The 15030-nt window shown below is 59.8% G+C and carries 10 protein-coding genes; 1 reads left to right on the top strand and 9 read right to left on the bottom strand.

The window, feature by feature from the left end; translation table 11 throughout:
• Positions 1–2232: a 1,4-alpha-glucan branching protein GlgB gene (glgB, locus tag ACF6ZU_RS28005; protein ID WP_392889021.1), complete on the top strand. Its 2232-nt coding sequence runs from the start codon at positions 1–3 to the stop codon at positions 2230–2232.
• 590 nt (positions 2233–2822) lie between these two features.
• Here the strand turns inward: glgB and ACF6ZU_RS28000 are convergent.
• The 9 genes from ACF6ZU_RS28000 to ACF6ZU_RS27960 form a co-directional block, all read right to left on the bottom strand.
• The gene (locus ACF6ZU_RS28000; RefSeq protein ID WP_392889019.1) at positions 2823–5726 is read right to left on the bottom strand and encodes an RHS repeat-associated core domain-containing protein; all 2904 of its coding nucleotides are present in this window, start codon (positions 5724–5726) and stop codon (positions 2823–2825) included.
• Positions 5727–5819: 93 nt separating this feature from the next.
• Positions 5820–6887, bottom strand: coding sequence for an autotransporter domain-containing protein (locus tag ACF6ZU_RS27995; protein ID WP_392889017.1), 1068 nt, complete (start codon positions 6885–6887; stop codon positions 5820–5822).
• Positions 6888–7289: 402 nt separating this feature from the next.
• Positions 7290–9791: an autotransporter outer membrane beta-barrel domain-containing protein gene (locus ACF6ZU_RS27990; protein ID WP_392889015.1), complete on the bottom strand. Its 2502-nt coding sequence runs from the start codon at positions 9789–9791 to the stop codon at positions 7290–7292.
• 251 nt (positions 9792–10042) lie between these two features.
• Entirely contained in the window at positions 10043–10843 is an 801-nt protein-coding gene (locus ACF6ZU_RS27985; protein ID WP_392889014.1) for an endonuclease/exonuclease/phosphatase family protein, read from the bottom strand.
• 310 nt (positions 10844–11153) lie between these two features.
• Positions 11154–11912, bottom strand: a complete 759-nt coding sequence (locus tag ACF6ZU_RS27980) for a PIG-L deacetylase family protein (protein ID WP_392889012.1) — start codon at positions 11910–11912, stop codon at positions 11154–11156.
• Positions 11913–12032: 120 nt separating this feature from the next.
• Positions 12033–12692, bottom strand: a complete 660-nt coding sequence (locus ACF6ZU_RS27975) for a glycosyltransferase (RefSeq protein WP_392889010.1) — start codon at positions 12690–12692, stop codon at positions 12033–12035.
• A complete protein-coding gene (locus ACF6ZU_RS27970; RefSeq protein ID WP_392889008.1) occupies positions 12689–13288 on the bottom strand; it encodes an SAM-dependent methyltransferase in 600 nt (199 codons plus the stop codon). Before ACF6ZU_RS27970 ends, ACF6ZU_RS27975 begins: the two co-directional genes overlap by 4 nt.
• A complete protein-coding gene (locus tag ACF6ZU_RS27965) occupies positions 13285–14043 on the bottom strand; it encodes a PIG-L deacetylase family protein (RefSeq protein ID WP_392889006.1) in 759 nt (252 codons plus the stop codon). The genes ACF6ZU_RS27970 and ACF6ZU_RS27965 overlap by 4 nt, the downstream gene beginning before the upstream one ends.
• A complete protein-coding gene (locus ACF6ZU_RS27960; protein ID WP_392893950.1) occupies positions 14040–15029 on the bottom strand; it encodes an acyl-CoA dehydrogenase in 990 nt (329 codons plus the stop codon). Before ACF6ZU_RS27960 ends, ACF6ZU_RS27965 begins: the two co-directional genes overlap by 4 nt.
• Position 15030 lies beyond the last annotated feature (1 nt).

Here is a 15030-nt window from a genome sequence, read left to right as displayed (position 1 = left end):
ATGAGTTTCTCGAACAAGGAACAGGGTCACGCTAAAGAAGCGTTACTACCCAGATCGCGGGACATCGACGCGCTGGTACGCGCCGAGCATCACGACCCCTTTGCAATTCTCGGCCCCCATGGCGACGACGCCGGCGGGCAATTCATCCGGGCTTACCTGCCTGACGCATTGAGCGTGCAGGTCCTGAGCAAGGATTCCGCAGAAGAACTCGGCGCGCTGGAAGCCACTGAGACGCCCGGTCTTTTTGTGGGGCATTTCGACCGCGCGCAGCCCTATGTGCTGCGCACGCGCTGGGCCGGCGGCGAGCAGGTTTCCGAAGATCCTTACAGTTTCGGCCCGTTGCTTGGCGAGATGGACTTGTACCTGTTCGCCGAAGGCAATCACCGCGACCTCAGCAGTTGCCTCGGTGCGCAGCTGAAAAACGTCGATGGCGTGGACGGCGTGCGTTTCGCCGTTTGGGCACCGAATGCCAAACGGGTCTCGGTGGTTGGCGACTTCAACAACTGGGACGGCCGCCGGCATCCGATGCGCCTGCGTCATCCCACTGGCGTGTGGGAGTTGTTCATTCCACGGATGCAAGCCGGGGAAGCGTACAAATACGAAATTCTGGGTGCCCACGGCATTCTTCCGCTGAAAGCCGACCCGATGGCCCTGGCCACTTCAATGCCGCCGGACACCGCGTCGAAAGTCGCCTCGCCGTTGAACATCGATTGGCAGGATCACGAGTGGATGCAGGCGCGGGTCGAGCGTTCCGGCCCGCATGCGCCGTTGACGATCTACGAATTGCACGCCGGTTCCTGGCAGTGCGAGCTGGATGATCTCGGTGAAGTGGCCCGCCAGTACACCTGGCACGAACTGGGCGAACGGTTGATTCCGTACGTGAAGGAGCTGGGTTTCACCCACATCGAACTGATGCCGATCATGGAACACCCGTTCGGCGGTTCCTGGGGCTATCAACTGCTGTCGCAATTCGCCCCGAGTGCGCGCTACGGTTCGCCGGATGATTTCGCCGCGTTCGTCAACGCGTGCCACCTGGCCGACATCGGCGTCATCCTTGACTGGGTGCCCGCGCATTTCCCCACCGACGTCCATGGACTGGCACAATTCGACGGCACCGCGCTGTACGAATATGGCAATCCGCAGGAAGGGTTCCATCAGGATTGGGACACGCTGATCTACAACCTCGGCCGCACCGAAGTGCACGGCTACATGCTGGCCTCGGCGCTGCACTGGCTCAAGCATTTCCACGTCGATGGCCTGCGCGTCGATGCCGTGGCCTCGATGCTGTACCGCGACTATTCGCGCAAGGCCGGCGAATGGGTGCCGAACCGTCACGGCGGTCGGGAAAACCTCGAAGCGATCGACTTCCTCCGGCACCTCAACGACGTGGTCAACCTCGAAGCCCCCGGCGCGCTGGTGATCGCCGAGGAGTCCACCGCGTGGCCGGGCGTCAGCCAGAGCACGCAACAGGGCGGCCTGGGGTTCGATTACAAATGGAACATGGGCTGGATGCACGATTCGTTGCATTACATCCAGCAGGACCCGGTGTACCGCGCGCATCACCACAACGAGCTGAGTTTTGGCCTGGTGTACGCCTGGTCCGAGCGTTTCATCCTGCCGATCTCCCATGACGAAGTGGTCCACGGCAAACACTCGCTGATCGACAAGATGCCCGGCGACCGCTGGCAGAAATTCGCCAACCTGCGGGCTTACCTGACGTTTATGTGGGCGCATCCGGGCAAGAAACTGTTGTTCATGGGCTGTGAGTTCGGCCAGTGGCGCGAGTGGAATCACGACCAGCAACTGGATTGGTATTTGCTGCAGTACTCGGAACACAAAGGCGTGCAAAAACTCGTCGGCGACCTCAACCGGCTGTTGCGCGAAGAGCCTGCGCTGCACGATCAGGACGATGCACCGCAAGGGTTCCAGTGGTTGATCGGGGATGACGCGATCAACAGCGTTTACGCGTTCCTGCGCTGGAGCCGGGAAGGCCGGCCGGTGCTGGTGGTGGCGAACTTCACGCCGGTACCGCGCGAGGGTTATCGCATTGGCGTGCCGTTTGCGGGGCGCTGGACCGAGGTGGTGAACAGTGATTCGGAGAAATATGCGGGGTCGAATTACGGGAACAGCGGCGGGGCGTTTACCGAGGCGGAACCGAGCCATGGGCAGCCGGAGTCGCTGGTGCTGAATTTGCCGCCGTTGGCGGTGTTGATGTTGCGGCCGGAGGGGTGATTCGCAGTCGTTGATTCCGTGGTGCCTTGTTTCTGCGGGTTGCATAATGACCGGTAGAGGCAAGGTGCTTTTTGCGAAAACAGTCCCTGACGTGTCCCCCCCCCAGCAGCGACACGCGCCATCCGGCGTCCACGCTGACACTCGCCAGTACTGAGCCGGACAGGCCTGTCACCTGGGCCAGGTTAAACGGCGTCGCCTCATCAGTCCGAGCCAGGTCAAACAGATACGGATCACGACTGGCCAGCAAGCGACCCACCGCGTCGTAGCGCTGCTTGGTCTCCCGCGTATCCATCGAATCTTCGGCCTCCCGCCGATGAAACTGCACGGTGCGTACCAGCAGCCTGCGCGCATCCGACACCTGAAGCGTCCGCGTGCCAGCCTGTACGTTGGCGGAGACTCCAGCAGGCATCGGGGCAGGCCTTGAGCAAAGTGGACGGCAAATCACAATGCCCGACATGCACGCAAGAATTAACAGATCTTGGCGAATGCCTGGATCTATCACCGAAGCTGAAGGGAAACAGCCAGTCAGATCACTCTGGCATAAATTTTTCAGAGTGATCTGGCGAGAGGAAGGTCTCATTTGCGGTGGTTTACATCCAGGTGAAATTTCGTGTTTGCTCAAAAGGCCTTTGCGCGATTGATACTTTATATACGTAGTTATTGTTGATGAGTACACTGCGAATGCCAGTGACAGTGAATTGCGTCATTGGTTTAACCAGGCCCTCCTCTTCTGTAGTGTGATTGATTCGATATGCGCCCCCAATCATTTCGAATAGAACTGGTAATGTTTCGGTTGTTGTTATGGATACATGAAGTTTGTCAGTAAAGGCTTCGGCAGTTTTTTTATTATGTGTAAATGCTGCAAATATGCCAGTTTGTAACACGCTTCCTACCTGTAGCCTGTAGGGTTTTTCCAGCTTCGTTCCGCGATACAGGAGTCCCGTCATTTTATTTCCTAGAGATGATGCAATCAGGTCAATTGTCTTCTTCTCATCGTTAGCGACGGATTCCAAAAGTTTAACTGCAGGCATGTAATTTTCATCAATGCTTTTCTGCGATATTTTTACCGACCCCGAATTTCCAAGATTGCTTCTGAGCTCCCTGAAGGCTTCTTTTCTAGCTGTGGTTAAGTCAGATTTTATCAAGTCTTCCGGATTGTTTTCAAAATAGCTGCGGGATACGCTTTTGATGTATGAGGCCCCGGCGTTTGTACCCCAGAATAGATGGATTCCTTTTTTGATCTGTTCAGATAAATGTTGTTGAGTGGCTGCGGCTTGTGATGCAGGTAAGGCAGCATTTTGTCGGATTGATTGCGGTGGTGACATATAATTTTTAACTCTTTCTAATGCCAGCTCCAGAGTTTCACGAGGCTCTTCTTGATATATAATTCTTAACGTCCCGAGCGCATTTTCTGGGCCCTGAGCATAAAACTCTGCGAAGTCTGTCTCGCTTAACATTCTTCGTGCAAGCCTTCCTTCTGGTGACAATCCATTAGGGTCATAAAAGTTGATTGGACTGTTGCGAACGAATCGATAGAAGTTGAGGCCATCAATGGGGCCCGCAGGGTCCGGGTTGATCCAGCGTTGCAACCACGGCGCGTAGTAGCGGAAACCGTAGTAATAAAGACCGGTTGCGTCGCGCTCCTTGCCGGAATAACGCACGGTTTTGTACTTCGCTTCGATCGTATTCCGGCCTGCCCATCGCGCCGTTCCACCGAAGGCGTAATACCATTCCCAGCTGATTACATTCGCCTGCTGATCCAGTTCCATCGTGCTGGATTTCACCTGATCGTTGAGGCTGTAACGCACTTGGTCCTGATCAATTTCATCGGGCGGCTTCGAGGCCCAGTGCATTACTCGCACGCTATTGCTGCCAGCATTGACGGTGATCTCGTAGAGGATCTCGCCAGTGCCGGTGTGGGTGCGAATTTCCAAGCCGGGGAGGTAACGCACTTCGCTGTTGATCGTGCGGGCATTAGTCAGCCAGCTTCGAACCTTGCGCACCCGCTGGCCTTCGCCATCGTAGACATAGCACTCGCAATCATCCTCGGCGGGCTCACGCACGATGGGGTGTACCTCACGCAGTTGGTTACGCAGGTCCCAACTCAGTAGTTGCCCCGGCTGTAATTCATGCAAGTTGCCATTGTTATCGAAGCCGTCGTCGACGTTTTGTTCGGCCGGGGACCGACCATCGAGCTTGGGCAAACAACGGTTGCTATAACGGGCACGGGTCAGGGTGCGGCCCTGGGCTTGTGCGCCTACGTGCACCAGATTCAATAGATTGCCCCCGGCGTCGTAATAGAAGGTCTGGGTGTAATTGGCGATCTGGTTGGGATCGGGTATCAGAGGCTGCAAGTCGGGCAGGGCGGGGCCGCCGTTACCGGTGCTGGCTTCGCTGCCTGTGGCTTCGATAGGCTGATTCAGCGTGTCGTAGCGGTAGGTTTTGATCGGCTCGATGCGCTGGTTTTTGAAGTAGCGGATCGGTTGCGCGGCATCCTTGATGCTCAACACATTACCCTTGGCGTCATACTGGTACTTCAACTGTTGCAGGGCCGTGCCGTCGGCTTTGTGTGCACTCAGTTCGGTCAGTTGAGCGTTGGCCGGATCATAGTGGTGGCGGGTAATGACGCCGTTGCCGGCGGTTTCCGCTTCGATCTGGCCGTTTGCGTTGTAGTGAAGATCGCTGACCAGCAGCTTCTCGGTTTGCCCCTCGCCGGCCAGGGTCAGACGGGTGTTTTTCAGTTGTCCGTCAACGGTGTAACCGAAGGTCTGGCGATTGCCCAGAGCGTCGATCTGGCTCAACGGCTCACCGTTGGCGACATAAGCGTTCAACGTTGTCGCGCCCGCACCAGGTTCGAGCAACTCATCTCGCTCGGCTACCTCAAACGGCCAGTCCGGTTCAGCGATGGCGAGCAAAAAGTGTCGGGTGTGGCTCAGTACATTTCCGGAAAGCCCCAGGTCATGAACATGCTCCGTCCCGCCGGGATCATCATGACGGCATATCTGCCCGCACAGATTGTGCTCGGCAGCCTCGGGACTCGCCTCGGCATAGGTGAAACGCTCAAGCGTGTGCGTGGGGATTTCATGACCCTGTTCATGAATCGCCACCGGGCGCAGCAACGCATCGTACTCGGTGAGAAAATGGCTGCCGCGACCATCCCAGCTTTCCAGCCCCTGACCTGACGCCCCCGTTAGCGCCACGCGCCATCCGGCATCGACGCTGTCGGTCGACAACGCAGCGCCGGATAGGCTGGTCAACTGAGCCAGGTTAAACGGCGTCGCCTCATCGGTCCGAGCCAGGTCAAACAGATACGGATCACGACTGGCCAGCAAGCGACCCACCGCGTCGTAGCGTTGCTCCGTCACCCGCGTATCCGTCGGATCATCCGCCTCACGCCGATGAAACTGCACGGTCCGCACCATCAGCCCGCGCGCATCCGACACCTGAAGCGTCGGCGTGCCGGCATGTGCGTTCGCGAAGACTCCAGTAGGCATCCGGGCAGGCCTTGAGCAAAGTGGACTGCAAATCACAATGCCCGACCTGCACGCGCCTGCCTACTGTAAGAAGTAACAGGTCAAACCGTTTTTTCACCAGCGCATCCGCACGCCCAGACTCCCGATCAACCCGTTCAGGTCGTTGTCGTCCACATCACTGCTGTAATCGGCGCTGACATACAGGCTGACGGCGGGCGTCACCCGCGCCACCAGGCCCAGACCGACTTCAACGGTCGACGAGTTGCGGCTGCTGCTAATCTTGTCGACCTGATCGAGGGTCACGGTGTTGCCGGTGTAGACCGTGTGCCACAAGTTGGTCCGCACATAGGGTTCTACCCCGAGGCCGTTGATGTCGTAACTACCTTTCAACCGGGCACCGACCCGTCCGCTCCAGGAGGTCAGGTCGCTGGATGAAGCGTTGCCCGAGCCTGCATAGGGGGTGTCCAGGGTGATGCGCTGGTTGATCAATTGCGCCTGGGGTTCAACGACCCAGTTGTCGCTCAGGCCAATCGGGAAACCGCCTTCTACGGAGAGAGTGACCGCGCTGCCTTCGGTGGCCTGCCGGGCGCCTTGTTCGTTACGGCTGAAGCCGTTGACCCGACCGCCGCTGGCCGTCAAATCCACGTGCCAGCCCTGGGGACCGGTCAGACTCCAGTACGCACCCAGGCTCTGGCCCTGCAGGTTCAGCGTGTCGGTATTGGGGTCGGCGAGGGCGCGACTGGTCAGCAGGCCATTGCTGTTGCCCTGGAACTGGTTCATGCCGCCGATCAGGCCAACCTGCTGGGTATGACCGCTACCACTTTGCAGGGTCAGAATCGCCGGGCCTTTGTGTTGTGTGCCACCGGGTTGCGTGAAGCCTTGGGATTCATAGTCGGTTTGAGCCTGGCGGGCTGCCTGACCGTAGAGTTGATCCCAGGCGGAAGGCGCGACGTCTTCGGTGGTCAGGCGTGAACTTCGTAAATCCGGGGCGGTGCCGAATCGACCGGGCCAGGTTGAAGCGACAGTGGGCAAACTGAGTACAGGGACTGGCTGGTCGTACCAGGGGGTGGCCTCTTCGTCGGTGGGTGAAGCCTGTACCTCCATGGAGGAACACAGCAGGATTGAACTCGACACGGTGCAAAAAGTAACTTTGATCTCTTGTTGGGTGAATGAGGTTTTCATGGAGGTCTACCTTGCAGTCGCATGCGGTATCTCGCTCTGGCGTCTCTCCTACCCCGAATGAGGGGCGACCGAATGGAGTGGGGCAAGCCGCTGGCGGCCCGTTCTGACGGGTGTCTGGGGGGTTGCCTCGGGTTTACTTCGGGGGTAGTAACGTGTAGCTAAGAAGACTGATGGCAGCACGTCAAGAAAATGGCCGACAAGTGGTATTGCTAATTTAGGACTCGCAAGTCTCTGATTTATAGCGTCGATCTAAGTTGTTGTTTAAACAAAAAAACGTCCAGAAGCCTCAGGATAGACGGCTTTTGGTAGCAGGCTAACGGCTCCTGTAAGTGCTCGGGCCTGGACGTTTTCCAGCGGCAGGAAACGCGTCTTCCTGTCGTTATTGCCGCTAAGTCGCTGGTCTTACCACCCGATGCGCACACCCACATTCCCCGTCACCCCGCGCAATGAATTGCTATCGATATCGCGGTTGACGTCGACGCCTGCGTATATGCTCACAGCGGGTGCGAGCCCCAGCAGCACGCCAATCCCCAGATCGGCCGACGTGGATTTTTGCCGGGTTTCGATTTGATCCGTACCGAATGTCACGGTGTCGGTGCCCGACAACGTGTGCCAGAGGTTGGCTCGCAAGTAAGGCTCGAGCGGCTGGCCATCGAGGGTATAACGGCCTTTGAGGCGAACGCCCAGGCGACCGGTCCAGGCGCTGTCCGAATCGAACGAAACGCGAGAAATGCCATCGTCCTGGCTGTCGAGGGAAACCTTCTGGTGGACCACCTGCAACTGCGGTTCCATGACCCAGTCGCCTGTCACCGCAAACGGATAACCGGCCTCGGCGGAGAGCGTGACGGCGTGACCGCGGTTGTCGAGTTTCACGCCTCGATCACTGCGATTGTCACCCTCCAGCCGTGTGCCCATGGCAACCGTGTCGACATACCACCCGTGTGGGTCGGTGAGCGTCCAGTACAGCCCGTAGCTGTCTCCTTCAAGCTCTACCTTGCCTGCATGCTTGCCTTCGAAGCCTTGGTGAAATCCGTCAACATCACCTCTCAGGTGCGAATGGCCGACGAAGAGGCCGGTGCGCCAGGTTTGTCCACCGGTGGTTTGCGACCCGAGCAGGTCATTGCCGACCTGGAAACCGTCGAGCGATCCATCGAGTCGCGGGGACACGGTTCCGGCCCAGGTCTGGTCGAAATTCTTGCCATAGATACGCCCCCAGCCGGCGCCGAAAGCACCTGTTTCCTTCAGGAGGTCCTGATCACCCTGGCGGTCATGAAACGTACCGAGCGCCATCAGGCTCAGTTGCGCGGCTGCCGGCGGCAACACCGACCAGGTCGGGACTTCCGGGCGATAGAGCGGGATGGGCGCCTGCCCGGCAATCGCCACCGGCAGGGGTGGCGTGCCGGCCGCGGCTTGCGGAACGGTCAGAGTCGAAACCTCCGGCGCCACGACCGCAGAGCGGAGGTACCAGCTGTTTTCCGTGCCGGGTTTAATGCCGCCCCTGAACAGGAAGTAATCGTAAGCGCCCGCGGAAACCGGCTCTTTCATCGCGAAGGCGCCATTGCCGCTCGTTGTGGTGCCCTGTGCCCTGACCACCTGGATGCCGTCCTGAAGCGTCAACCCACCGAGCCCGCCGACATTGCTGACACTGATCAAAGTGCTGCCGGTGATCGCACCGTTGTTGACCACCAGCTTGTCGCTGGGTGAATTGTCTCCATCCAGGGTGCTTTGCAACAGCAACCGACCGGCGTTGCCCGAGTAATTGCCTTGTACGGTCAGCGTGTCATTGGTACGGATGTTGCCACGGCTCAAGTCGATGGTCCCGGCATTGTTCAGCGTGACACGCTGGTTGGCAGTAAACGGTGAAAAACTGCCTTGAGTGGATATCAGTGTGCTGCTGCCATCAATGTTGAATACGCCGGAGCCGCTGATGTTGTCGCCCAGCACGAAATTGCCGGTCAGATCGAACCGCGAGCCCCGATTGAGGGTGACCGTCTCCCACTGGGTGTACCGCGAGGCAGCGGCGGATGTGCTGTGATCGAAGGTCAGCAGGTCTGTGCCGCTGCCACCGTCGACGTTCGTGACGAGGGAGAGGGTGCTTTCATCGAGATTGGCCAGTGTGGCAGTGTCGTTGCCATCGCCCATGAGGATGGCTGAACGGATGATGCCGCCTCCACTCCACAACAAGGTGTCGTTGCCGGTGCTGGCGCGGATTTCGCCGGCAATCTCGCCGCCAGTCACTGTGATGCTGTCGTTGCCACCGCTGACGCTGACGTTGCCACCAATCCGGCCGCCGGAAACGATGAGGGTATCGGTGCCAAATCCGGTCACCAGATTGCCGACGATCTGCCCACCGGACAGGTCGAAGGTGTTGTCATCCAGCTTCATGTCGACACGACCGATGGTGCCGCCGGTCATCCGCGCAATGTCGCCATCTTCGAAAGCGTCGACAATCGTCCCGCCAGTCATCAGGAACCGATCGAGTCCATCGCCCTGAGCCAGCGACTGAATGCTTCCGCCGTTCATGATGAACGTATCGATGCCGTTGTTCTGGCGCACGGCACCGGTGATCTGACCGTTGTCGATTTGTAGAAAGTCGGCGCCGTCACCTTGATCAAGTACACCCACGATCCTGCCGGAGCCCATGATCACCCGATCGGCCCCCGCACCGAAAGTCACGTTGCCACTGAGAGTGCCGTTGCCAGTGGCGGGGAACGTGAGCGTGTTGTTGCCCGACAAGTCGGTCAATGGGCCGCTGCTGGCACTGTCGCAGACAAAACTATCGTTTCCGACAGTTGGAGTTAGCGTGCAAGCGGCTTTGGAGGAATGAGGCCAGCCGATGCATAAACAGATCGAAATGGCACAGGCGCTGTAACGGTACCGGGGCAGATCGCAGGAAAGACTCATGCTCGTCTCCGCTTTCGAATGGACGACGGAGCTGCAGCTTGAAAACAGCGGCAGTTCAGACGCCTTCAGCAGCGCGGGTTGCTAGACGGCAAGGGGGTGTCAATCATCCATAATCGAGACCCTTCGGCAACGAAGGCCACTCGGACGAGGGCAACGTAACAGCAGTTTCTAGGCGTTGCTACTGTCACAAATAACAGGTTTAACGATTAAGTTGACGATCATTTACGGTTTTGGGTGGACCGACAATCGGCTCAGAGATGGACCTCCACCGCCAGCGGCAAATGATCCGACAGATGCGTCCATGGCTTGCTGCCCAGTATCCGTGGCTCATGGCTGCTGGCGTTGCGCAGGTAGATCCGGTCCAGACGCAGCAGCGGAAACCGCGCAGGATAGGTTTTTGCGGGGCGGCCATGGTGCCGTTCGAACGCTTCGTGCAGGTAATCGCGGCGTGCGAGGGCCGCATTGCCCTGAAGCTGCCAGTCGTTGAAGTCGCCGGCAATAATGACGGGCGCATCGTCCGGCAGGGACTCCAATAACTGGCAGAGTAACTGGAGCTGCAACTGGCGATGGCTTTCCAGCAGGCTCAGGTGCACGCAGATCGCGTGGACTTCGGCGTGGCCCGGCACGTCCAGTACGCAATGCAACAACCCGCGACGTTCGGGGCCTGTGATCGAGACGTCGAGGTTGCGATACTCGCGGATCGGGTATTTCGACAGCAGCGCATTGCCGTGATGGCCGTCGGGGTATACCGCGTTACGTCCGTAGGCGAAGTCGCTCCACATGCTGTCTGCCAGAAACTCGTATTGCGAGGTCTGTGGCCAATTGTTCAAACGGGAGGAATGGCGTTCGTGTTCGCCGACGACTTCCTGCAGGAACACCAGGTCCGCCGAGGTGCTGCGCACGGCCTCTCGCAATTCCGGGAGAATGAAACGCCGGTTGAATGCGGTAAAACCCTTGTGAGTGTTGACCGTCAGCACGCGAAGCCGATGAATCGCCGGCGGCGGGTCCAACGGTACGGGCGTGAGGGGCTGGCGTTTCGGGTCACTGGTCACATTGGCTCCTCTGAATCGGGGCTGCTTATGTATGCGACTGATGCCGTTGCGCGCAGTTCAGTTTGACCATGCCTTCGCACCTTGCAGGAGCCGGCTTGCCGGCGATGGCGTCCGTCATTCAACATTTTTATTGCCTGAAAATCCGCTATCGCCAGCAAGCTGGCTCCTACACGTTTTGTGGGAAGCGACAATCCGGAACACCCCGCCACCTTGTAGGAGCCGGCTTGCTGGCGATCGCGGTGAAACATTCAACACATGAAGTGACTGTTGGAATGCTATCGCCAGCAAGCCGGCTCCTACAAAGGTGTGTTTAGACGAAGACGATCTCATAGGGCAGCCGCATGCGCTCCAGCAGCACCGGCGGAAGCAGCGGGGCGATGCCGATCGCCGGTTCACCGTCGAGCTGGCTGGCGTAGGCGTGGGTAGCATGGCTCTTGCGCGCGACGGTCCAGGTGTCGAGGCGGACCTTGCGCGCGCGGTGCCACGGGATTAATCCATTGTCGCGCGACGGCCAGTGCCAGGCCCAGACCGGAACCTCGTTGAACGACGCGCCGACGCTGGCGGCCGCGACTGCACTGGCGCGCCCGACGGCGTCATGATCGACATTACCGTCCGCGCTCCAGGTGGTGAACACCACGTCACCCGGCCGCAGGTAGCGGGCAATGAATTCGGTCAATTGCAGTTCGCGCTCGGCCAGGGCGTTGTCGGTGAAACCACCGCGTATCCACTTCAGGCTGTGCATCGGCAACCCGAGGCGACGCAGGGCCTCGACGCTCTCCTGGGGACGAAACACGCTGAGGCGTTTCTCCGACCATTGCTGCGACCCCGGATGACTGGCGCTGCCGTCGGTAATCGAGATCAATTGCAGGGGATGGCCCAAGGCACTGAGCAATTGCAGGAGACCGCCGCACGTTACCACCTCGTCACCGGGATGCGGTGCGATGACGACGGCGCGGGCGCCGGGGGGAACCAGGGTCTGTGTATTGATGACCGGAACATTGTCGAGCTGAGGCGCGTTGTTCCAGATCTGGGCTGACAAGCCACTGTCGCTGACGGAAACAGGTTTCATCGGGCTACGTCCTTGTTCTAATTGATAGCAGTGTGCTGCGCTCCATACCCTGGATTGCAGCGAGCAGAGTATTGCTCAAGTCTGGCTATTCGTCGCGTGGATGTTCGATCCGGTACGTTTTTATCCCGTCTGCACCAGGCCGCGCAAGTAATCGCCGAAGCCGCCACGGGCTCGGCTGTCCAGGCGCGCACTGGTCAGTACCTGCGGGCGCTGGCTCCAGGCAATGGTTGCGCCGCAGCGTTCGAGTTGCCGTACCAGTTGCACATCTTCATCGCACGCCAAGGGTTCGAAACCACCGGCCCGGCGGTACGCATCGGCGCTGACGCCCAGATTGGCGCCGTGGATATGCCGATGGCCCTCGCGGTGCTCGTAGTGCTGGCGAAAGCGAATCTGCGCGGATTCATCGAATGCCTGATCCCACGTCTCCACAGTAACCGTCCCGCACACGGCGTCGACATCGAATGATAGTTGCTCCACCAGCCAATCGTGGGCGACCCGACTGTCGGCATCGGAGCAGGAAATCCAGCGCACTCCGCGTTCCAGCAGAAACAGGGCCCCGACGGCCCGGGCCTGACCGACATTGCGCGCGTCGATTTCCAGGCAATGCACCGGGTAACTGGCGGCGATGTCCGCTGATCGATCGGTGCAACTGTCGAGTACGACCAACACTTCCACCGCTTCACCACCCAGCATTTCATGCTGCGCGGCGTGCAGCGCGGCACGCAGGCAGTCTTCGAGTAACTCTTCCTCGTTATGGGCCGGGATCAGGATGCCGATCATCGCAAACCCTCCAATGCCGCCACGGAGCGAGCATCGCGGCTCCAGAGTTCCAGCAGGACATCGGCTTCCTGATGCAGGACCATGCGCGGCAGGTGCAGGTGTTCGTGCAACAAGTCATGGACCTGCCGCGCGTTCAGCGGGCAGCCCTCGATGGGTGGTCGCCAATGACAGGCCAGCAGTTGGCCGTCGGCGGTCAGCGATTGGGCTGCCTGTTCGATCAGATGCTTGAGGTCCTCAGCGTCGAGGTAATAGCCGACTTCGCTGAGCACAATCAGGTCGAACTGTTCATTCGGCCAATCGCCAGGCAAACGGCCGTGGCGGACTTCGGCGTGGTTGAACAGACTCAGGCGCGTGCGCGCCAGCGCCACGGCGGCGGCTGCGGTGTCACAGCACAACAAACGATCGCAGCGCGTGGCCAGTTCGGCGCTCAACTCACCGTTGGCGCAGCCCGGCTCGAAAATCGCGCGGTAGCGCGGGCGGGGTAATGCAGCGAGGGTAATCGCACGTTTGCGCTGTTCGTACCAACGCTGACGAAACGCCCAGGGATCGTCGCTGCCGGCAAACAATCCGTCGAAATAGTGATCCTCGACACTCATAGAAACACCACCTCGAACGGTTGCAGCAAACGATCAATCACGTAGGGCGCCAGCACCGGCGGCAAACCGATATGCGGGTCGCCTTCCAGTTGGCTGGCGAACGCATGAATCGCATGGCGTTTGCGCGCAACCAGAGGCGGAGCCAGAAGGATCTTTCGCGCTCGGTGCCAAGGCACAAGGCTGTCTTCAGGCGTTGCCCAGTGCCAGGTCCAGACGGGCAACTCGTGCAACGTCGCGCCGACACGTTGCACTGCTGCGGCGCAGGCGCGTCCGACCGCCTCATGGTCGCAATGGCCATCTTCGCGCCACGTGGTGAACACAACATCGTTGGGGCGCAGGTGACGGGCGACAAAATCTGTCAGTTCAGATTCCCGTGTCGCGACATGGCTGTCGGCAAATCCACCGCGTAACCAATTGATGCTGTGCAACGGCAGGCCGAGTCGGCGCAATGCTTCGGCGGATTCTTGTGGCCGCACTGAGTTCAACCGATCTACGGGCCAGCGTCGCGAACCCGGATGGCTGGCGGTGCCATCGGTAACCGAGATCAGTTGCAAAGGCCGCCCAGCGGCGGCGAGCAATTGCAGGAAGCCGCCGCAGCCGAGCACTTCATCATCGGGGTGCGGGGCAACGATGACGGCGCGCGAGCCGTCGAGCACCAGTTCGAGCACGTCAATCACCGGTAACTGCGCCAGGTGATGGGAGGTTTGCCACAGGTGCAGCGGCGTGCCTTGTCCAACGATGGGATTGGCTTTCATAACGTCCATGTTCCCTTGATCACGTGTTTGCCGAGCGCCGCGAGATCGCGCTCGGCGTGGCTTTGCCGCAGGAATACCGGGAGGTCGGCGATCAGTCGGGCGAACTGCCGGTCCTTGCAATAAGGGCCGGCACCGAGGGCATGGCCGACATGCTGGATCACGTGTTCAGCGGCATGTTCCACCACCGACCTCGCACGGCGAGCGAGCAGTTCAGCATCCGCTAGTGGCGCAGCATCGATGCTCAATGCACTGAATCGCAACACAGTGGCCGCCGCATGCAACGCGCCGTCGACTGCGCCAAGGTGGGCGAGGGCATGGGGTTCTTCGCGCTGGGCACAGTGCCTGCGCAAGCGCTCGGCCAGGCTTTGCGCAGCGCCATACCAGCACGCTGCAATACCGATCCCGCCTTGCCAGAAGCCCGGGCGCTGCAAATAGTCGCCAGGACTGCCGATGACCTGGGCTTCGGCGCCCTCAAACAGCACGTCGATGCTGCCCGTTGCGCCCATGCCGACTGCTTGCCAACCATGGCCGGTAATCGTAATGCCCGGTTGATCCAGCGCGACCGCCACCAATTGCTGGCGATCCTGTTCATCCCAGGTGGTGAGCAGCGCGTGGCTCAATACCGACGCCCCTGAGCACCACGCCTTGCGCCCGTTCAATGTAACCATCAAGCCTTGAGGGCTGACCCGCACCCGCGCATCCGGCGGTTCCGCGGCCCACATTCCCCAAGTGCTGGAGGGCGTCGGCGAACCGCCAAGTTGCTGGATGATCGCCAATGCATCGGTATGCCCCTCGTACAACTTGCACAACCCCAGGTCATGCCCGCCGACTTCGGCCAAGTGCTGGAACCGTTCCAGCGTCCGCCCGCTGCCAGGCAACGGCAGCTGGTCGAGACCGGCCTCGACCAGCTGCCGCAAGCATTGGCCTAGCGCCTGGGTGTCGGCGTAGTCCCCTGGCCGTCGCTGGAAAAACGCCTTGAGGTCCATT

This window comes from Pseudomonas migulae (genome assembly GCF_043225285.1).
Lineage (GTDB): Bacteria > Pseudomonadota > Gammaproteobacteria > Pseudomonadales > Pseudomonadaceae > Aquipseudomonas > Aquipseudomonas migulae_C.
The sequence above is the reverse complement of the archived record's forward strand: the minus strand, read 5'-3'. Positions and strand labels throughout refer to the sequence as shown.

Excerpts from the sequence above, each read along its gene's own strand:
- glgB (WP_392889021.1), top strand. The coding sequence starts at position 1 with ATGAGTTTCTCGAACAAGGAACAGGGTCACGCTAAAGAAGCGTTACTA.
- ACF6ZU_RS27980 (WP_392889012.1), bottom strand. The coding sequence starts at position 11,912 with ATGAAACCTGTTTCCGTCAGCGACAGTGGCTTGTCAGCCCAGATCTGG.
- ACF6ZU_RS27970 (WP_392889008.1), bottom strand. The coding sequence starts at position 13,288 with ATGAGTGTCGAGGATCACTATTTCGACGGATTGTTTGCCGGCAGCGAC.
- ACF6ZU_RS27960 (WP_392893950.1), bottom strand. The coding sequence starts at position 15,029 with ATGGACCTCAAGGCGTTTTTCCAGCGACGGCCAGGGGACTACGCCGAC.
- ACF6ZU_RS28000 (WP_392889019.1), bottom strand. The coding sequence starts at position 5,726 with ATGCCTACTGGAGTCTTCGCGAACGCACATGCCGGCACGCCGACGCTT.
- ACF6ZU_RS27995 (WP_392889017.1), bottom strand. The coding sequence starts at position 6,887 with ATGAAAACCTCATTCACCCAACAAGAGATCAAAGTTACTTTTTGCACC.
- ACF6ZU_RS27990 (WP_392889015.1), bottom strand. The coding sequence starts at position 9,791 with ATGAGTCTTTCCTGCGATCTGCCCCGGTACCGTTACAGCGCCTGTGCC.
- ACF6ZU_RS27975 (WP_392889010.1), bottom strand. The coding sequence starts at position 12,692 with ATGATCGGCATCCTGATCCCGGCCCATAACGAGGAAGAGTTACTCGAA.
- ACF6ZU_RS27965 (WP_392889006.1), bottom strand. The coding sequence starts at position 14,043 with ATGAAAGCCAATCCCATCGTTGGACAAGGCACGCCGCTGCACCTGTGG.